General features: G+C 51.4%; 11 protein-coding genes. 3 read left to right on the forward strand and 8 right to left on the reverse strand.

Features of this window, described 5'->3' with window-relative positions; translation table 11 throughout:
- Positions 1 to 51: 51 nt before the first annotated feature.
- Complete coding sequence (locus ACN4EG_RS05475) at positions 52 to 1,131, reverse strand: diacylglycerol/lipid kinase family protein (RefSeq protein ID WP_431628246.1); 1,080 nt, start codon at positions 1,129 to 1,131, stop codon at positions 52 to 54.
- Positions 1,052 to 4,939: a cobaltochelatase subunit CobN gene (gene cobN / locus ACN4EG_RS05480; RefSeq protein WP_431628248.1), complete on the reverse strand. Its 3,888-nt coding sequence runs from the start codon at positions 4,937 to 4,939 to the stop codon at positions 1,052 to 1,054. Before cobN ends, ACN4EG_RS05475 begins: the two co-directional genes overlap by 80 nt.
- A gap of 791 nt (positions 4,940 to 5,730) precedes the next feature.
- Here cobN and ACN4EG_RS05485 point away from each other — a divergent pair.
- The 3 genes from ACN4EG_RS05485 (at position 5,731) to ACN4EG_RS05495 (ending at position 8,897) form a co-directional block, all read left to right on the forward strand.
- Positions 5,731 to 7,545: an ATP-binding protein gene (locus ACN4EG_RS05485; RefSeq protein WP_431628250.1), complete on the forward strand. Its 1,815-nt coding sequence runs from the start codon at positions 5,731 to 5,733 to the stop codon at positions 7,543 to 7,545.
- Positions 7,546 to 7,553: 8 nt separating this feature from the next.
- The gene (locus ACN4EG_RS05490) at positions 7,554 to 8,324 is read left to right on the forward strand and encodes a hypothetical protein (RefSeq protein ID WP_431628252.1); all 771 of its coding nucleotides are present in this window, start codon (positions 7,554 to 7,556) and stop codon (positions 8,322 to 8,324) included.
- A gap of 111 nt (positions 8,325 to 8,435) precedes the next feature.
- The gene (locus tag ACN4EG_RS05495) at positions 8,436 to 8,897 is read left to right on the forward strand and encodes an acyl-CoA thioesterase (protein ID WP_431628253.1); all 462 of its coding nucleotides are present in this window, start codon (positions 8,436 to 8,438) and stop codon (positions 8,895 to 8,897) included.
- 13 nt (positions 8,898 to 8,910) lie between these two features.
- Here ACN4EG_RS05495 and ACN4EG_RS05500 read toward each other — a convergent pair whose 3' ends face one another.
- From ACN4EG_RS05500 to ACN4EG_RS05525, 6 genes are all read right to left on the reverse strand, one after another.
- Entirely contained in the window at positions 8,911 to 11,802 is a 2,892-nt protein-coding gene (locus ACN4EG_RS05500) for a methyl-accepting chemotaxis protein (protein ID WP_431628255.1), read from the reverse strand.
- A complete protein-coding gene (locus ACN4EG_RS05505; RefSeq protein WP_431628257.1) occupies positions 11,799 to 14,873 on the reverse strand; it encodes a hybrid sensor histidine kinase/response regulator in 3,075 nt (1,024 codons plus the stop codon). Before ACN4EG_RS05505 ends, ACN4EG_RS05500 begins: the two co-directional genes overlap by 4 nt.
- Positions 14,874 to 15,109: 236 nt before the next feature.
- Positions 15,110 to 17,941, reverse strand: a complete 2,832-nt coding sequence (locus tag ACN4EG_RS05510; RefSeq protein ID WP_431628259.1) for a methyl-accepting chemotaxis protein — start codon at positions 17,939 to 17,941, stop codon at positions 15,110 to 15,112.
- A gap of 221 nt (positions 17,942 to 18,162) precedes the next feature.
- Positions 18,163 to 18,657, reverse strand: coding sequence for a chemotaxis protein CheW (locus ACN4EG_RS05515; RefSeq protein WP_431628261.1), 495 nt, complete (start codon positions 18,655 to 18,657; stop codon positions 18,163 to 18,165).
- Between the two features lie 39 nt (positions 18,658 to 18,696).
- On the reverse strand, positions 18,697 to 19,086 hold the full coding sequence (locus tag ACN4EG_RS05520) for a response regulator transcription factor (RefSeq protein ID WP_431628263.1): 390 nt from the start codon (positions 19,084 to 19,086) through the stop codon (positions 18,697 to 18,699).
- 119 nt (positions 19,087 to 19,205) lie between these two features.
- Positions 19,206 to 20,243, reverse strand: a complete 1,038-nt coding sequence (locus ACN4EG_RS05525; RefSeq protein ID WP_431628265.1) for a response regulator — start codon at positions 20,241 to 20,243, stop codon at positions 19,206 to 19,208.
- Positions 20,244 to 20,917 lie beyond the last annotated feature (674 nt).

Raw genomic sequence — 20,917 nt, forward strand, 5'->3', positions numbered from 1 at the left:
TTATCGTTTTAGCTGGAATTCGTTTTGTATCAACTTCGTCTCAACTTCGTATCAACTGAACCGTTGGATCGGACTGCCTAAGGAATTGGAGAGAAAAAGGCTGCGATCGGCCTTCTCAGGTACCAACACCTGCAATGCGCCTGGAACAACCTCAAAGCGTAACGGCGTACGTCCGATAAAATCACCATCGACTTGAACGGGTAAATGCTTTTTGCCCTGAATTTCAATGCGAGTGGCGTGATAATATTCCACCTTGGGATCCCGATTATAGTTACGGGTAAAGATGGAAAATAGCCGCAGGGGTGCAACCATCATGCTGCGACCTTTGATGACACACACGTCTAGCAATCCATCATCCACAACCGCATGGGCTGTCATTTTGACCACACCCCCGTATAACTGACTGTTGCCGATCACAATCATCAAAATACGTCCGCGAATCCGCCTGCCATCGATTCTTAATAACGTCCGTACCCCTCGGAATTGGAACCCTGTATGCAGTGCCTGCTTGATATAGGCGATCGCGCCCAAGCGTTTTTTCTCGTGGGGTTTAATCGTTTCCGTCACCGCCGCATCAAAGCCCACCCCCGCCATCAGCAGGAAGTAGCGATCGCCCGCCCGCCCCACATCGATCGTCCGCACTCTTGCCGTGGCTAGTCCCTGGGCTGCCCCCAGGACATCCATGGGCAAACCCATTTCCCTCGCCCAGATATTCACCGTTCCGATCGGTAAGACTCCCAGCGCAGTCTGTGTATTCACTAGTCCATTCATCACTTCATTCACCGTACCATCGCCCCCCGCTGCGATCGCGATGTTGTAGCCCTTTTCAGCGGCTTGCTGGGCGATTTGGGTGGCGTGTCCGGCAAATTGCGTCGGTGCTAAATTCACCTGCCAACCGGAGCGGTTCCATCGATCGATCGCCGCTGGCAGATGCTTTTGCAGAAATTGGGCTTGGCCCGCGTGGGGATTGAAAATGCAAAGCACCTTTGGGTTTGTGATGGAATTTGCACAGTAATTGGAGGATGTCATGGTTCGGAGTGATTTGTAAGTTCTAGGACTGGCGCTCTTCGATCGTACCTTCTGCGTCCAGAACGATCGACTGTAATTGCGCGATCGTGGTTGGGTTAGCATTCTCCCACAGTCCCCGCTGGTGGGCTTCTAACAAGCGTTCTGACATGTCTCGCAAAGCCCAGGGGTTGTGTTGCTGCACAAAAGTTTGCACTGTGGGATCGAGAACGTAGGCTTGGGCAACGCCTTGATACATGTGGTCTTCCACACAGTGGGCCGTGGCATCGTAGGCGAATAAGTAATCTACCGTCGCCGCCATTTCAAAGGCACCCTTATAGCCGTGGCGCATTGCTCCAGCAATCCATTTGGGATTCACGACCCGCGATCGGTAGACCTTGGCAATTTCCTCCTGGAGGGTGCGAATGCGCGGTCGCTCCGGCAGGGTATGATCCCCGAAATAGGTTTGGGGTTGGCGACCTTGGACGGTGCGCACAGCAGCGGTGAGTCCGCCTTGGAATTGGTAGTAATCATCGGAATCCAGCAAATCATGCTCGCGATTATCTTGGTTGTGCAGAACAATTTCTAATTGTTGTAAGCGTTGCGCGAAGGCTTCCGGCGCAGAATGCCCGATCGCGGCTCCGGTATAGGCGTAGCTGCTCCAGTTGATATAGGCTTGGGCCAGATCGGCATCGGTCGTCCAGTTCTGCGCTTCGATCAATCCCTGTAAACCCGCACCGTAGGCCCCCGGTTTTGAGCCAAAAATGCGATACCGCGATCGCTCGATTGCTTGGTCTTCCGTTAAGCCCTGGGCTTGCCACGCGATCGACTCCTGCCGACAGCGAGCCGCCAGGGGGTTATCCTCTTCCGGTTCATCCAATGCAGCAACTTTGGCCACCGCTTGGTCAAATAAATCGATTAGGTTAGGAAATGCATCCCGGAAGAATCCAGAAATTCTCAAGGTCACATCGACGCGAGGTCGATCGAGAATGCTGAGGGGAATGATTTCAAAATCAACCACGCGACGCGAAGAGCCATCCCAAATCGGCTGTACCCCCAGCAACGCCAACGCCTCCGCCAAGTCATCTCCCCCCGTGCGCATGGTGGACGTGCCCCAAATCGACAATCCCAGGGTTTTCGGATAATCCCCATGTTCCTGGGTATAGCGTTCGACCAGCGCTTCCGCTGCACGACGACCCACATCCCAGGCACTTTCCGTAGGAATGGCGCGGATATCCACCGAATAGAAATTACGCCCCGTCGGCAGCACCTCTGGGCGGCCTCGGGTGGGTGCGCCGGAGGGAGCCGCTGGAACGTACCCACCGGATAACCCATGGAGTAACTGCGTTAGTTCCTGAGACGTTGCCTGCAAGTTAGGCAATAACGTATTGGCAATCCAGTACAGTTCCTGCTGAAGGGGGGAAATTATGGACTCTGAAAGTCCCCCTTTTATTGGCGTGGCCTCTCCGTAGGCGTTAGGGGGATTTAGGGGGATCAACCCCTCCACGATCGCCGCTATCGATTCAGAGAATGATCTGTCTAACAATCGATCGATCAATCGGATTGCTTCCGCCTCGATCGCTGCAATCCCATCCCCAACTGTACGCCAGGAAACTTTCCCTTCCCGATTGTCTGCAAATTGATTCGGTAAATTCTGAACACAGGGTTCCGCCGGATCTGCCGTCAAGGGATCGAACTCCAAGTTCCAGGCTTCGGCGATCGCGCGGGTCAATCCCAGGCGACCCGGTTGGGGATGGCGGGCGATCGCGATGATCAGATCCCGCAGTTGTGTTCCCTGGGGACATTGCCCAAAGATGTGTAAACCGTCTCGAATTTGTGCTTCCTTCAATTCACACAGATTACGATCGAGGTGGTTTAAAATTCCATCTTCAAAGTTATTCTCAGCAGTGTTGAAATTTGCTTGTAATTGCCAATCCCGATCGAGATGTTCTTGGGCAATCAATTCGGTGATTTTTTCACGAATTAACCCCATCCGGCTAGGGTTGAGATTCATTGCTTCATAGTATTCATCCACCAAATTTTCTAACTGTTGTAGATTGCCGTACAGTTCCGCGCGGGTCATTGGGGGGGTGAGGTGATCAATAATCACCGCCTGGGCACGGCGCTTGGCTTGGGATCCTTCACCGGGATCATTAACGATAAAGGGATAGAAATGGGGCATGGTTCCCAAAGCAACTTCGGGATAACAGACCTCCGAGAGGGCCACACTTTTACCCGGCAACCATTCCAAATTGCCATGCTTACCCACATGCACGATCGCGTGACTACCAAACTGAGATCGCAGCCAACTGTAAAATGCTAAATAGTCCAGCGTGGGTTCCAAATCGGGAGCATGGTAGTTCAATGCAGGATCGCGATCGTAGCCCCGAGAGGGTTGAATTCCTACGAAGACGTTACCGAGGTCAATACCCGCGATCGGAAAAGCCTGTGATCGTTCATGGTTTTCCCCGGATTCATAGCGATTCCAGCGTTGTTGAATTTGTTGCTGAATAACTTGCGGAAGGACTGAAAATTCCCGATCGAAGTGATCTCGATCTAAAAATAAAGTATGGGACGTGTTCGTTTGGCTTTCTGGATCGTTCGTAATACCTTGGGTTAATCGCTGAATTAATTCGTCACTGGTTTGTGGTGCATTCTCGATCGTATATCCTGCTTGTTTCAAGACCTTCAAAATTTCCACACAACTGGCAGGCGTATCTAAGCCGACGCCATTGGCTAACCGACCATTGCGGGTGGGATAGTTGGCAAGCACCAAGGCAATTTTACGATCGGCGATCGGCGTTTGCCGGAGTCGCACCCAATTCGCGGCCAAATCCGCCACAAACTTTACCCGATCGGCAATCGGCTCATAGCCCACCACTTCTGTTTGTAACTGCGGGTGTTGGGTTTGCACAGACTTAAAGGAAATGGCCCGAGTGATAATCCGTCCGTCCACCTCCGGCAGCGCCACATTCATCGCCACATCCCGAGGCGACAATCCCCGTACCTGCGATCGCCATTGTTCCGCCGTTCCGCCACTGAAAATGACCTGGAAAATTGGGACATCCAATTGTTGCCAAACGGTATCAAGTAGATCGGGATCGGTGTCCCGCTGCGCTTGCCCAAGGCCGAGGGGAGAAATGAGGGAAAAACTGGTGGTGTTGAGCAAAACCTGAATCGCGGGGCCGTCCTTGGGCTGGAATTCCGTCAGTACATCGTCGATGACCTCTGGATCACGCAACGACGACACAAACAGCGGCACAGGCGTTAACTGCCGATCGCGCAGTGCTTCACACAAAGCCGCGATCGGAGCCGTATTCCCCGTAAGGTAATGGGCACGGTAGAACAAAATGCCGACCTTGGGCCAGGAGAGCGGTGTTGATTCCGTGGGATAGCAACCCACCTTGGGAACGGGCTGGGGCGGCTGCACAGAGTAGCGGTGACCCAGACAATGGTTCGCTAGATCCAACAGTGCATTCTGGACATTCTCCAGTCCCCCTTCCGTCCAATAGCGCCAACAGCGATTCACCACTTGCAACGGCAGCGTCGATCGGCTCATGAGGGCGGGATCGGGCTTATCATCTCCGGGTAATACAATTAAACTGGCTCCCGTGCGCTGGCTCAGTTCCTGTACAACTTCTAGGCCATAGCCCCAGTAGGCCATCCCCCCCAGCAACCGGATCACAATGATTTGCGCCTGTTCCAACACTGTTTCGGCGTAGTGGTCGATCGTGAAGGGTTGCTGGAGATGGAGTAAATTTACTGTTCGGATGGCTGGGAAATCGCAGGGCAACTGTGGGCAAACCTGAGCTAGGGCCTGGATCTCCGTATCCGCCGCTGTCAGGAAGACGATCGGAGCCGGTTGCTGCTCAATCACAATCACGCCTTCCTGCTCCGGATTCCAGCCCCCTGGAGTCGTTGCAATACGATGCATAACCTTCGCCTCACCCAACGAGAAACCTGTTCTACCCTAGCGTGGGAGTTGCCCCGATCGACGAGGCTGGCCCCCCAGGTTTAAGTCTGTTTCGAGATCAACGAGATCCATTTCTAGATTCAATCTCATCCAGACTCCCAGGTTTAGCGTGAATGTCTTCCTTGTCTGGATCTTCTTTTCCTAAGTCTTTTTGCCTAGAGTGCATCCCCACCCAGGTTGACAAATTTGCCCTCAGCTCCAACCCAAACTAGGAGAAGGGGAGTCAGATTCAAAGTCCCTCTTCCACGCTGGGAGAGGGATTTAGGGTAAGGGTTGCAAAAGTGGGATGCGCCCTTTTGCCTGGATCTTCTTTGCCTAGCGTTGACTGCAGGTTTGAGCAAAAAGATTGGTATTTTGCTTTACAATATGTGACGATTAAGAAGCGAACATTTCTTTCTGCAATCTATTAAAAGATTCTAGGGGAGCCATCATTTTGCTGCGATTCTGGTTAGGCTAGTAATCAGAAAACTGCTAATACAAAGAAGCAAAACCTGCGTATAGAGCAGGTTTATTACTTCTGACCCACTCTATCCCCCCAATGGGTGTTTATGCTCTCTATTCAAAATTCTATGAATTTACGTTTGGTTCGTTGCTTGTTAGGCTCCTAATCGGTAGATAAATTCTTTCTATTTAGGATGGTTCCTAGGAGATTTCTAGGATTTGGCAGATAGCCCATTCTTCGATCGTGAGTCGTTTGATCCATGGTGGGTGGATGCCCTGCGCTCCCTCTCCTTTCGTTGTTACAGGCGCGTATGTCATCGAATTCCTTCGAGGAAGAATTACGACAACAGATTGAGCAGGAGCGGCTGATCAATCACGTCATCACGCTAATTCAGCAGAGCTTAGAACTCCCGGTGATCCTAGAAACCGCCGTACAGGAAGTGCGAAAACTCCTGAATGCCGATCGGTTAATTCTTTACCAGTTCAATATTTCAGCGCCTGCCTGCCCGGTGAATTTCGATCAACTCATCACGGCAGTGCCAATCACGGTGCCCCAGTTAGACGGCATTACCTATGAATCCCGTGCCCACGATCGCATTGCTTCGGTTTTGCATCGTATTGAAGACGGGTGGCAATTACCTGCGACAGAACTCCGTCACCAGTTTCAGGCGGGCCAGTCCTTCAGTATTACCGACACCTCCAATTCAGACCACAATTCGGTTTATTTTTTACCTTCGGATAGCGATTGTATACGAGCAGAACTCGTGACGCCGATTTTGGTGCAAGGGAATCTGTGGGGATTGTTGATTGCCCATCAGTGTGAGGAGCCTCGGCAATGGCGAGAGCAGGACTGTACCTGTTTGGAACGGTTGGCGGATAACTTGGCGATCGCCATTCACCAAGCTAATCTCTACGCCGAATTGCAACGACAGAAAAACACCCTAGAGCAACAGGTCATTGAACGGACGCAAAATCTACGGGATGCCCTGTACGCTGCCCAAGCCGCTGACCAGGCAAAAAGTGAATTTTTGGCGACAATGAGCCACGAGTTGCGGACGCCACTCACCTGTGTGATTGGTATGGCGGCGACGCTGTTGCGACAAACGCCGGAAAACCCCTTGCCCTCTGATAAGCAGCAAGCTTACTTACAAATTATTCGCGATCGAGGGGAGCACCTGCTGTCGTTGATCAATGACATGCTGGAGCTGTCCCGGTTAGAAACGGGTAGAACCATTTTGGATGTCCGGGAATTTTCCCTGATTGATCTAGCCAGCCAAACCCTCCACCAACTTCAAGACCAAGCTCAGAAAAAACAAATCACGTTGTTCTTGAAATGTGCAAATGGGGCCAATGGCGATAAGATGCCGCGATTTTTGGCCGATCCTCGACGGGTTCAGCAAATTTTGCTCAATCTCCTCAGCAATGCAATCAAATTTACACCCGTTGGCGGAACGGTGACATTGCGGGTATGGCAAGTTGCGGATGCAGCAACCCTTCAAGTCGAAGATACGGGCATCGGTATCCCAGAAAACCAGCGATCGCTCCTGTTCCAAAAGTTCCAACAACTGGATCCCTCCCATCGTCGTAATTATGAAGGCACGGGCCTAGGGTTGGCATTGACAAAGCGGCTTGTAGAATTACACAACGGGAGCATTTCCGTGACTTCCAAGGTGGGTGAAGGTTCCATCTTTACCGTCCAACTGCCTAGCCAAGTTCGATCGGCCCTAGACCCTGTCCGATCGCAGGACCAACCGTTGCCCCTCCTCCATCAGCGCATCTTACTGATTGAATCCGATGAGGAAATGGCCCATGGAGTGTGCGATCTGTTAAATCCGGCGGAATATCAAGTGGTATGGATGACTGAAACGGATCTGGCGATGCAAAATTTCCAGATTCTGCAACCCCATGGTGTAATTGTTTCTGGATCCATGTTGGTGGAATTTGGGACTTGGTTAGCTCAGCAGGCTGCGCCGATACCACCTTTGTTGGTCATCTTGTCGGGGGATGGCGATCGTCAGAGGGCTGATTTATCCTTGATGGGACTCTCTCCAGAGGTGCTAGTGCAGCCGCTTTCCCAGCCAGATGCTTTTATCGATCGAGTCGCTTCCCTGATTGCTAGGGAATAATATGGGGTATGAGACAATCTTTTCAAATTCAACTGCCATCCCAAAAATCGACACCTCACAGTTTGGCACAGGTTGCTGTTCTGGGCGAGATGGCGCAGTTGCGGGATGCCTTGCAAACGGTGGGTCTCAGCCTAGTGCCCCACCCGGTGTTAGTGGTGATTGGCGGAGCATCCTATTTTGAACCGGAGCAAAATTGCCAAATTCAACAACTGTTCACAGAGGCGATCGCACCGATCGCAGAACGGTATCAGACCTGTGTGGTGGATGGTGGGACGGATTCTGGGGTGATGCGGTTGATGGGCAATGCCCGATCGCACATCCAGGCAACGTTTCCCCTGATTGGCGTAGCACCCCTATCGTTGGTGGAATTCCCAGACACGCCCAATGAGCATCCAGAATCTTCGCCGTTGGAACCGAATCATACCCATTTTTTACTGACGCCGGGAGATTCCTGGGGTGATGAGTCCCATTGGTTAGCTAAAGTCGCCAGCGAATTATCAGGCACCACACCTTCGGTGGCCATTTTGCTGAACGGTGGAAATGTGACTTGGCAGGATGCCCTGGAAAATCTGCGGGCGGGGCAAACGGTAATTGTCATTGATGGCACGGGGCGGGCAGCAGATGAAATTGCGGCGGGTCTGCGGGGAGAAGTCACTAACAGCCGGGTAGCTGATTTAATTGCAACGGGACGCATTGAAGCTATTCCGTTACAGGATGCAGTGCAACAATTAACGACTCGGTTAGACAATGCCTTTCGCTCTCTGTCGCATTCTAATTGAAATGGGAGATCCCTGATGGTGTGCTGAAATCTGGCCAGCCCTTTGACCCAGCAATGTCCATGCCAACTCCTTGACAACTCAACACAGTATCTGAGAAAGAGCCGTTGACTGATGCCGTTTATCTACGATCGTACGATTCACTTTAAAGATACTGATGCGGCTGGAGTTGTCTACTTTGCCAATGGCCTCAACCTTTGTCACGAAGCCTACGAAGCCTCTCTCCAAGCCAGTGGCTTTGATCTGCGTTCCTTTTTTTCGGGGGGACAACCTGTCGCATTTCCGATCGTGCACGCCAGCATTGATTTCCGTCGTCCCATGTACTGTGGCGATCGCATTCAAGTTCATCTTCAACCCCGATCAACCCGCGAAAGTGAATACGAAATCCAGTACCAGATTTTCATTGGTGAAGAGGTCGAAGATAGTGCTCCGATGACTTCACAAATGCTCTCTTCCCCGTCTGCCAAGCTTGCCGCGATCGCCGTTACTCGCCATGTTTGCATTGATACCCTACAACGGCAACGGCAACCCTATCCACCGGACATAGCCATTTGGTTAGAATCCTGGAGTCAATAATCCCTGCCGGGTACTATTCCACCTTAAACATTTCCACAGAGTCCTTCAAATCCTGGGCCACTGTTACCGTTTTTTGTAAGGCCACGGCAACCTGTTCCGAGGAGGCCGCCGTCGTTTCTGTTAATTTAGCAGTGGTTTGCATTAACGCTTCGACCGATCGAGAGGTTTCCACCTGCGACACAGTTGTTTGGGAGATTGACTCTACCCATTGGCTAATTTGTTGAGACACTTGCACTAGACTAGCCATCCCTTGCTTAGCGTTGCGCACACTATGGCTTCCTGCCGCAACCTGTTGACTGCCTTGGTTCATCGCCTCAACCACTGCTTTAGTTTCCAAGCGAATGGTTTCCGTAATTTGTTCAATTTCCCTGGTTGCCTCCGCTGATCGAGCGGCCAATCCTGCCACTTCCGAGGCAATAATGGCAAAACCGCGTCCCTGGACTCCGGCGCGGCTGGCTTCCAAGCCCGCATTGACAGCCAATAAATCTGTTTGCACTGCAAATTCCTTAATCAGGGCAACAATGCGGGAAATTTGTTGGGAGGAAATGCCAAGCTGTTGTACCTTTTGGGCGGTATCTTCGATCGTGTTACGTAATTGCTCAATTTTTTCTACGGTTACTGCCATGGATTGCTCGTGGGTCATAGCCGTTTGCGCAGCATTCTGGGCCACGATCGTAGACTGGTTGGCATTTTCTGCAATCATTTCGATCGTTGTCGTCATGTATTGAATTAAGCCCAACAGATGTTGAATGTCTGCAACTTGTTGTCGAGATTCCAGGGCGAGGTGCTTCATAGCTGATTCGTTATCGCTCAGCAAATCGTTCACTGTCAAGGTAGATGTTTTGACCTTCACCACAAGATCCCGCAGACTTTCTACGATGACGTTGAAGAAATCGCCGATCGTACCTAAGTCTCCCGCCATCACCTCTGCCCGTACCGTTAAGTCTCCCTGAGCGACTCCTTCTACATCGCTTAATAAATGAACAATTTGCTGTTGAAGTTGATCTTTTAGCGTTTCTGCAGACAATCGGGATTGTTGTTGATTTTGCAATAATTGAGCTTGATCTAATGCATAGCCAATCTGATTCGCAAATTGTACAAACGTATTGATTTCGGAATTTTGCCAATAGCGAGGCCGTTGGCATTGGTGAGCACATAGTAAGCCAATTAGCTGATCGTTGTGGCGAATGGGTGCAACTAAATTAGCTTTTACTTGTAAACGATCTAAATAGGTGCGGTGGCGATCGGTCAGATCTGCTTGATTCAGATCGTTCATAAACCAGAACGATCGAACCTCCGGCTCTTCTGTCTTGCTCAGTCCCAACAGGTCATCGATTTCTAATCCTAACCCCTGGGGCACGCCTGATACCACGGATTCTGCAATGGCTTTACCGCGAAATCCAGCAGCGGTGAAACTATAAATCAGTACCCGATCGACTTTCAGCAGTTGGCGAATTTCTTCGACTGCGGTTTGGGTGATGTTTTCAAAGCTTAAGGAACTGCGCATCTTGGCGATCGCGTCATTTAAGGCCGTCGCCTCACGGGCTTGCTGCTCTTGGCGGCTGGCCTCCTCCGATAGCGCCATTTCCGAAGCCGCAATTTTGTCGGCCATGCGGTTAAATTGTACAGTTAGTTGGCCAATTTCATCGCTGGATAGCACCTCAGCCCGTACCGTGCGATCGCCCTGGGCAAAGGATTGGGCCGTCTGTTCTAACTGCCGAATGGCCTTCACCACCGTGCGCCGAAACAACAGCGAAAATCCCAAAATGAACAGGAAAGACAAGCCAAGAACTGCCCCTTCCTGGAGTAAACTTCGTTGCAATAGTTGGTTGATACTATCTTCGGGAGTGCCCCGCACAATCAGGGCTGGGGCGTCTGGGGTATAACTCGGTTCGCTGCCGTTGGGCGTTTCCACGATTCGCGTGGGTAGGGCTTTAGCAGCGACGGTATAGATTTTACCATTAATTTCCATTCGGCCAGTGACAGCTTTGCCCTTATGCTGTACCGCTTGGGTGAGCAAATCAAAGCCTGCGGAGGGAATGCTGGGATTGCGTTGGAGGCCATCAAAGGTGGTCCCAATGCGAAACTGCTGGGGGGCCACTTGGGCGTAAACGCCACTATAACCCCCACCAAAGGCGTTAACGGTTGCGTCTACGATCGCGGATTTTTGGTTAACGATATCTCCGAATACCAATGCTCCGATCGGGGTATTGGTTGCCGGATCTCTAACGGGTGTTACCACGTAGCGAATTAATGCTTGGGGCAGTTCCCGATCGTACCCTTCCGGCATTGGGGGCGATTCGCGGTTAATTTCCTGCTGGGTGACGATCGCACTGGCTTTAATCTGCTGATTGATTTTGAGTGCTTCGCTGACTAACTGGTTTGGGTCAAAGGTATCACCCGTCCGATTGCTATTAGCGTTGGTAATGATTTTTAAATCCTTACCGACTAACGTTGCGTATTCAATTTTGCGAGCACGCACTTCGTTTTGTAGGACGGTTTTGATATAGCTTTGTACCCCTGCACCGATAGAGGCTCCCTGAGCTTGCGTTTTCGCTGCATTAATCAGCGAGACGTTATCCGCTTGACCTCGCGACCCGAAGCCCATCTGGTTAATCTTGATGTTGTAGTTAGTCTCCGTCACCGCCAGTTCTGAGGTGGCTTGGGACAGTAACTGGGTGCGCAAACTATTGGTTAGCACGATCGTCGAGCCAATGCCTAACCCCACAATGGGAATAAGCTCACAGGTGATAATAGCGAGGATTTGCTTTTGGCTAATGGGGCGATCGCTAAACCATTGAAACAGTCTTTCCCAGAGGGACGGACTCGGTTCGCGCGGTGGCAATGGCAAATCAGACGGCGAGGCAATCGTAGACTTGGGAGGAGGGGGAAGAGTGTTGGTCATACAGCAGCAGCTTCGGCAGATGTCTGAACGAGAATTTTCAGGGTTTTTAAGAGATCTTGTTCGTTATAGGGTTTCGTAAAATAGGCAGCAGCGCCCAAACCTGTTGCCATCCGTCGGTGTTTATCCCCACTGCGGGAGGTCAGCATGGCCACCGGCAGCGATCGGAGGGTATCATCGGCTTTCAACCGGGTCAGCAGCCCAAAACCATCGAGGCGTGGCATTTCCACGTCACAGACCACCGCCGATACCGTCAGTCCTGCTCGCAGTTTATCCCAGGCGTCCTGACCATCCTTGGCCTGTTCGACCCGGTAGCCCGCCCGTTCTAGGGTCAGTGCCAGGAATCGCCGTACGTTAATCGAGTCATCCACCACCAGCAGGGTAGGACGTTGGTTGGGGGTCGGTGTCAGGCCAATCTTGCTGATGGACAGAATCGGGAAGTTGGGCACCCGTTCATAGGTCGCAATCCATTGCAGTAATTCATTCATGTTGACCATGGGGACAATGCGGCCATCCCCTAAAATGGTGCAGTTGCTAAAGCCTGCGGGTAACTTGAGGGGGCCTTCAATGCGCCGACTGGCGACTTCCTGTTCTCCCCAACAGCGTTGAATATAAATTCCCACCCGTTCCGACCCCCGCCGGGTGATGAGGATCGCATCAGCATTGATGGTGGGGGCGGCCTCCAGGGTTTGGGGCTGGCGAGCACAGTTGAAGGGGAGCCATTGTCCCAGGCGAATCACCGGGATCGGGTCGCCATGGTGCAGCAGGAGTTCTCGGCCTCCCCCGGTTTGCAGTTGGTCGGGTTGCAATAGGCAAATCTCTTCCACTGCATCGTTGGGAACGGCGAGTAACATTCCCTGGGTTTCGATTAATAAAATTCGCGCGATCGACAATGTGTGGGGAACGGACAGGATAAAAGTCGTGCCTTCTCCGGCTTGGGTATTGACGGTGATTTCGCCGCGAATTTGCTTGAGGTGTTCCCGCACGACATCCATGCCAACGCCGCGTCCGGAAATGGCTGTTACAGAGTCACTGGTGCTGAAACCGGGTTCAAAAATCAGAGAGAGCAAATCCTCTTCGCTGGCTGTGGCTAACAAGCTGGCATCGAGGCCCATGGCTTCCGCCCGTCGGCGAATTTTGTGCAGGGGAATGCCGCCGCCATCGTCCCGGATGGTGAGTAGGGTGCGGTTGCCTCGGGTGCTGGCGGTAATTTCAATTAAGCCTTCTTCGGTTTTGCCTTGGTTAACCCGCACATTGGGATCTTCAATGCCGTGGTCAAAGGCATTGCGCAGAAGATGCATTAATGGATCTTGCAACGCTTCTAAAATGTTGCGATCGATCAATAAATTGGCACCAATCACATTGAACCGGACTTTCTTCTTGTACTGAAGGGCCAATTCCCGCAGGGCGCGAGGGAAGCGATCGGTGACATCAGACAAAGGCCGCATCCGTAGTTGGGAGAGGCGGCCTTGTAGATTTTTGGCGGTTTTGTTGAGATCGCGGGTGGTTTGTTCCGCGTCATCCAAGCCCAAATCAAGGTCAGTGGCCACTTCCTGCAATTGGACGATCGTCTCCATCAATTGTTGAGACAGGGAATGCAGATCGCCATAGCGATCCATTTCCAAGGAATCAAAGGCAGCGGGAGCTGGATTCGATTCCTGGGCTGGGGAGGCGTCGTCTGGGGACGGACCTTCCAAGCTAGGGGCATTCGCTGGGAAATTCGCTGGAATAAAACTGCCCAGTCGAGGATAGGTAGCACCTTGCGCAGGGGACTGCCGCGCCACTGAGTTACGATCGTAGAGCGATCGCACATCGCTATTGGCCTGATCCAATTGTTTAATCCGATCCCGTAGTAACTTACTGAGACTGCGGAGGCGTTTTAAATACAGTTCTAGCCCATTGCGTTCGATCGCCAATTCCCCAAACAAATCATTGAGCTGGTTGAGTTGGCGCACGGGTACCCGCACCGTAGCATCTTCGTCAATGGCGTCTGCTTTGGCAGCCACCTTTGTATCTGGCTGGACGGGGCGATCGGGTTGGACTGACCAAGTGGTGGGGGTAAGGGTGCGGTTTGCCTCCGCAGGTGGGTAAGGGGTGTCGGACTGGGAGCCATTGCGATGCATCTCGTGGGAGGTTGCGATCGAGTCCTGGATGTAGAGATCCTGGGGTAATAGTTCGGTTTGAGCAGCGGCGATCGCAGCATCCCAAGTCGAGGAAAAATCCCCTTCGGCCTCATCAGCGGCAAAGACCTCTGCCCAGGATTCTGAAGCTGGGGCGATCGGGATCTCTGGTAACCCCTCAACGGTCAAGGTGGTAGGAAGATGGGTTCGTTGGCCGCTTAACACGAGGGTCTGGCTGTGCCGCCAAGCGTCTAAGGCCGTTTGGGCAACTAAGGGTACTTGTTCGGCATTGGCAAGGCTGGCTAGTTGACCGACATGGGTACAGAGTTGCGTGAACTCAGAGAGCTGCAACATCTCGCTCAGGCCACCTAGCTCCTGGGCGAGGATGTTGACTTCTTCCCGGAGGCAGGGCTGTTCGGGATCGGAGAGCACCGCTTCTAGCCGTTGCAGACACCCTTCGACTTCGGTTTCAAACAGCAGCGTGATGATTTCCTGGCCCTCCTCTGGATTGAGGACGGATTCTGCGTCTTCACTTTCGGGATCGCCTAGACGATCGTGGAGAGCATCAAACTCAGGAATCACCTGGGTTTGCATCCAATGGAGATCCATATCCGGTGCATGGGGCATTTGCGATCGACTGCGTTCAATGACTTGACGCAGGTAATCGATCGCGTGTAGAAATTGATTTTCTAAACTGCCATCAATGTCTAGGGTTGCCCGTTGAATTTTGAGAACCTTAAAGCCATCTTCCAAACGATGGGCCAACTGACTCAAAACTTCAAAGCCCATCATCCCGGCCCCCCCTTTGATGGAGTGGGCGGCTCGGAGCGCTGCATTCAATTTGGCTTGGTCAACTTGGCCATCCGCAATCCCGAGAATCGCAGCATCTAGCGCATCCAGATAGGCTTGGGCTTCGTCGAGAAACTGTCGCTTAATTTCGAGTTCCTTATCCATGGGAGGCTCTGCGATCACTAGAGAAAAGAGGGTATCGATTCAAGGACTAATAGAAATTAATCCGTTAAATGAATTTTTTCAACAATGTTTACGATGATTGTCAGTGAACAAAATGTTAAACGCAAGCTATTAACGCTAATCTTAGTCAATCATCATCAATCCATCATGAAAGATTCATTGTCGAGAACAAACTGTTAATGCTCCTTAAAACACTCATTCAGACTCATTCATGCCCATTAATCCACCACGAACGTCCCCACAGATGCCTGGAGTTCTTGGGCAATATTTAAGGTTTGTCGCAAAGTTGCCGAAACGTCTCGGGATGAATCGGAGGTGCGGCTCGAGAATTGGGCAATTTCCCGCATGCGATCGGAAATCGCGTTAGAGGTTGCCACCTGGGACACCGTAGCTTCGGAAATGGCTTGTACCAGTTCGTCTACCTGCCGTGCCACTTCTACCACCTGCCCTAGGGTATCCTTGGCATCATTGACCAAACGGGTACTCTTCACCACTTGGCTGGTGCCCTGTTCCATCGCGTTCACCACCTCCGCCGTTTCCTGCTGAATGGTTAAGACGATCGTTTCAATTTCGCGGGTGGCGGCGGCGGCTCGGGTCGCCAGTTCAGCCACTTCTTCGGCCACCACCGCAAAGCCTTGGCCATCTTCTCCTGCACGGGCGGCTTCGATCCCCGCGTTAATGGCCAGTAAGTTGGTTTGCATGGCAATTTGGTTAATTAACGAAATCACCTTGGAAATTTCCTGGGAAGATTCGCCTAACCGTTTGACCTTTTTCGCCGTATCGCCGATCGTAGTGCGTAGGGTCAGAATGTTATTCACCGTCGATTCCATGGCGGCCCCGCCCGTTTGGGCATTTTCTGCCGCTGACCGGGTGATGGCTGCTGCTTGCTGGGCGTTGTCGGCCACTGCACGGATGGACTGGGCCATGGTCGCTAGGGATCCCAGGGTGCGATCGGTTTCTTCGGCCTGCCGTCCAGATTCTTCCGCCAGTTGGACAATCGCCATTTCGTTGGCCGCAAGGGATTGGTTCACCTGGGTGGCGGAATCCTTGACCTGCAAGACGATCGTTCTCAAACTTTCAATAATCGAGTTAAAGAAGTCAGCGACCGTTCCAATATCGCCTGCATTCACGTCGGCCCGCACCGTCAGATTCCCCATGGCGGCCCCTTCCACGTTCGATAGCAGTTCCAATAACTGCATCTGGAGATTGTCCTTCTGTTGGCGTCGTTCTTCGGAGAGGGTTTCCGCTGTTTGTCGGGCCTGCTCGGTTTGTTCTAGCAAGAGGGCTTGGTCGAGGGCAAAGCCGATTTGGGTAGAGAGTTGCTTAAAGAAGTCAATTTCTTCCGTCTCCCAGTGACGGGGAGCTTCGCATTGGTGGGCACAGAGCAAGCCAATCAGTTCTCCTGCCCGCATAATCGGAGCTACCATGTTGGCTTTCACGGCTAGCTTTTCCAATATTTTGCAGTGACAATCGGTTAAGGTTTGCTGGTTCCAATCGTCAATCGTCCAGACCCGTCCACTGCGGTAGCGATCGAGGGTGCCGGGGGTGAGGGGATCTTCAATGGTTTGCCCCAGGGCGATCGGCCAACCGGAGGAAACTGATTCAGCGGTAATCACTCCACTGATCCAATCGGAGTTAAAGCGATAGATCACCACCCGATCGCATTTGAGAAATTCTCGAATTTCTTCGACCCCTGTTTTCAAAATATCGTCGAATTGCAGGGATCGACGAATATTGACCACCACTTTACTGAGCAGATTAGACTGTTCGGCACTGCGAGTTTGCTGGATAATCAGTTGCTCTAACTGGGCGGCCATCTGGTTAATGTTGTCCCCAAGAATGGCCAATTCATCTTGCCCTTTGACTTGTAGACGGGTATCGAGTTTACCGTCTCCCAAAGCTTGTACGGCTTGGCTCGCTTCTAGCAAAGGCTGCGTCCCCCGACGGGCTAACCAAGCGGCTAATAAGCCAACTCCTAGGGCAGTCAGGGCGGTGCCTAGCGCAATGGTGGTGAGCAGCGATCGCTGGGGCGCAAAGGCGATATTGCTCGATAAGTTAATAATTGCCCCCCACCGCAAATCTAGCCCCTCTAAGCGCTGCACTGGGGCGTACCCAATGAACTGCTCCTCATCGTCATGTTTTCCAACGGCAGCCCCTTCGCGGCGTTGGTTGAGGAACTGCGCGATCGCCGGAAATTCCTGGAGCGCGGATTGCCCAAAGTTCTGTTCCCGCTGAGCATCCGACGCCAGAAAAATGTTGCCCGATCCGTCAATCACGTGATAGTGGGCACCATTTACTGCAAAGGGGCGAGCGATATCATCCAGTTTTTCGATCGGAATGCGCGTCCGCACGACCCCGATTAATTTTCGGCTATTGTCATCAATCAGCGGTGCGGCAATGTGAATGACCCATCGTCCTGTGGTAATTGATTTCTCAGGGGACGTAATAATGGGTGTGCGGGTGGCAATTGCCTGCTGGAAGTAGGTACGATCGCGGTGATTGGCTAATTTATCTCCAGCGGATTGGGCAACCACATCCCCGTTAAGGTCAAATACCGCAACACTTTCATAGACCCCGTAGGCTTCGACGAAACGACTCAAGAGGTCGTCCTTATCTTGTCGATCGAGGGTTTTCCGAATCCGCTCATTCACCAAAGCGGGTTGGCGCGACAACACCAGAATATCGCCTAACCGTTCGTTCATGAAGCGATTGAGCTTATCTGCTAGCCCCTTGGACTGGGCAATGCCCGCTTGGGTAATTTGCTGGGAAAGGGTTCGGTCGGCCACGCTGTAGGCCAATCCCCCGATCCCGACAATCGGTAAGGTACCAACGACGATCGCCAAAGCAGTGGCTTTGGTGCGGAGACTCATTTGCTGAGTTCGCTGGATGAGTTCATCCCAGTGGCGTTTGGGCGATCGGGTTTGGAGTTTTGGTAAAGAGGCTGGAGGTGAGGGGGGAATCACTGATGAACTGAGGGTAGTATCAGCAATCTCAGCCCGAGAGGTAGGGCTCATGCGACTAGTGGTTGTTGTGTTGAGTTGGTCAACCATAAGAATTCAGCGAAGTATCCGGACAGAATAATTACGTCAGTAGATGTGTTGATGATTACGTCAATAACCACGTTAATGATGACGTCAACGCGCTTGAGCACCCGCTAAAGGTTGGTAGAGATTGCCTATGAGCGGTAGACTGCTGCGCTAAGTCGTTACAACTATGACCGTACAGTCAACGCTGGAGATCATTCTTCAGCAATGGTCTAAGACCCACTAGGCTAAATTTGCAGGACAGGGGCTTGCAAAATCGCTTCGGGATTAAGCACAAGTACAATGTCGGTATTCTGCACTGTACAGCCCTGAAGATAGGGCAGCAGGCTAGGGGGTGTGTGGGTCGGTACGTGAAAGGTCTCAGGATTGAGGGCAATCATGCCTTCGACTTCAGTGACGGCAAAGCCTACCAGGGTATTTCCCTGCTTGAGAACTACGATCGGTTGGGTTTGGCGATTCAGTTCTAAGCTCCCCACGCCTAACAAATTTGCCAAATCCACAAGCCAGAGAATTTGACTGCGTCGATTCATCAAACCCAGTACTGGAACGGGCATATTGGGGATCGCCGTAATGCGGTGAATCGGTAATGCCAGAACTTCCTGTACTGCACTCATGGGGACAACCGCTTGGATTTGATTGGGCAGCGTCACTCGCAGATAACCCGTCTCAAGGGTGGTCAGCGCCCCCCGAGGGGCTGGCGCAGCTAATGTCGATCGATTCATGGGAATTCACGCCTGAAAGGGAGGATTGCAGGAACAAAATTAGAGTTTGACCGTTTGAATCGCTTGAACTAATGCTTCACGGGTGAAAGGTTTGGTGATGTAGGCATTGGCTCCCTGTTTCATACCCCACAGGCGATCGATGTCTTGGTTTTTGGAGGTGCAGAAAATCACTGGGATCTTTGCTGTTTCAGGCTGTTTACGCAGGCTGCGGCAGAGTTCAAACCCACTCATTCCGGGCATGACCACATCGCTAACAATCACATCCGGTTTTTGTTCTAGGGCTAGCTGTAGCGCGTCTTTCGCATTTGCCGTGCCAATGACGGTATACCCACTCTCCCGCAGATAATGACTCAGTAGTTCCATTTCTGAGGGAGTATCTTCCACAACCAAAATCGTTGCCATTTTTGTTCCGATAAATGATGAAACCATGTAAACCTCACGTTTTTGCATCGTCTCACTGCACCCTGCGATGGCAGGCTCTTCTAGTGATGCATGCCTAGTGATTGCATGCCGACTTACGATCGCATCCCGACTCGTGATCGCCTGCTCTAGGTCAAATGCTTGAAGACTGTTTTCAACAGATCCGCTTGGTTGAAGGGCTTGGTTAGGTAACCCGATGCGCCAACTAATTTTGCCTTGGCTCGATCGATGAAGCCAGTATGCCCAGTCACCATAATGATAGGAATGTTTTTGCTACTGGGATGTCGCCGCAGTAACGAACACAATTCATAGCCGTCGAGGTTGGGCATTCCAACGTCTAGCAGAATTAAATCGGGTTTGCTGCGCACCACTTGCATGAGTGCTTTCACCGGATCATTAATCATAATGACCGAAAAGTTTTGATCATCTAGAAAACAGTTAATGGCTTGGAGTACTGTGGGGCTATCGTCAATACACACGATCGTGTAGTGGTCTTTAGTACGGCTCGGTTCCAGCGGTTTTGGAGGCTGGGCTGGGGCGGAAGTTGCACTGGGAGCCACAGTGGGATCAGGACTGAGTTGAGTAAGACGTAGGGCCGATGGAGTGGTTCGGGCAACTGCTGACGCAGGGTTCTGGCGCTGGCGAATCTGAGTTTGGCAATGTTCTACTAGGGGTCGGAGTTCCAATCGTCCAAAAACAGGCGCTTGGCTGAGCACAGCATGGTCTATCGGTGCAAAGTGACCCGTTTTAATTTCGAGGAAGCCTTCTAAAACTTCCTTGGCTAATGCCTCGATCAGTTCGATCCCATCAGTATTTGTGAGATAGCCCTGATCGACTAACCAACAGATGGCTCGATAGTCTGGCTCAATGGTAGATTGGGTTCGAATGGCATGTTCAAACCGCGATCGCAGTTCCTGTCGAACCTCAGCGGTTAAACTCGGTGTTTGTGCCGCTAATTGTTCGAGATGGCGCTCCAACCGACCAAAGGGATCAACCAAATTCGTGGCATAGGTCAGTTGCCCATGATCAAGATAGATTGACCAAACAGTTGCCTCACTCGTGACTTGTAGCCGCCCCGTGGTTTGACGACTACTGAGTTGGGCCAATAGATTTAAGGGATGTAACCGTTCAAACGAGCGATAGCTGACGGAAGGTAGCGTATTCATGCCGCGTTCTCTCATTCCTCATAATTTGGTCAACAAAAATCACTGAATAGCAGTGATATAGATGCCAAAAACTCACCAGATAAATTACTAGAGCGAGTGCTCAGGAATCATAAAAAATGCACGCTAAGCATTGTCCTCATCTCAGCAAAAACTACAATAATACTTGGCTTATCGATCGAATAAAGTTGATATTCGAAAGAAACATGTAGGATTGCTAGAAATAATTGACAACGTTAAAGATTGGTCACTTTTAAGATTAGCCAATGCCAATGATCAACCGCTGTTCATGAATAATCACTTGAGGACGATTTTAGGAACATTTGACTAATTCATAGGCTGTACGATCGACGAATTTATACTAGAGCTGAATTTCCATGCTCTTGAATTGAGCAACCTGATCAGAGTTACTATTTAGACTGATCAACTGTTGTGCAAATCTTGTGGAGTTTTCAACCGTTAGGCTTGAAAACCACATTCACAGCCCATGAAAAAACATATTCTCTAGAGTTCGCCATCGCTCTAACTGAATCAGAGCAATGCCTGCAACAGTAAGGGCACAGAATCAGATAAAGCATATGAAGTTTTTTTCAAACAACATAAGAAATCTGTCCTCACCGTGAGCAGTATATTTTGACACCAAAATTGTTGTCGATGGGTTCTCCAATTCAACCGAA

Source organism: Alkalinema pantanalense CENA528 (assembly GCF_050753345.1).
Classification (GTDB): domain Bacteria; phylum Cyanobacteriota; class Cyanobacteriia; order Leptolyngbyales; family Leptolyngbyaceae; genus Alkalinema; species Alkalinema pantanalense.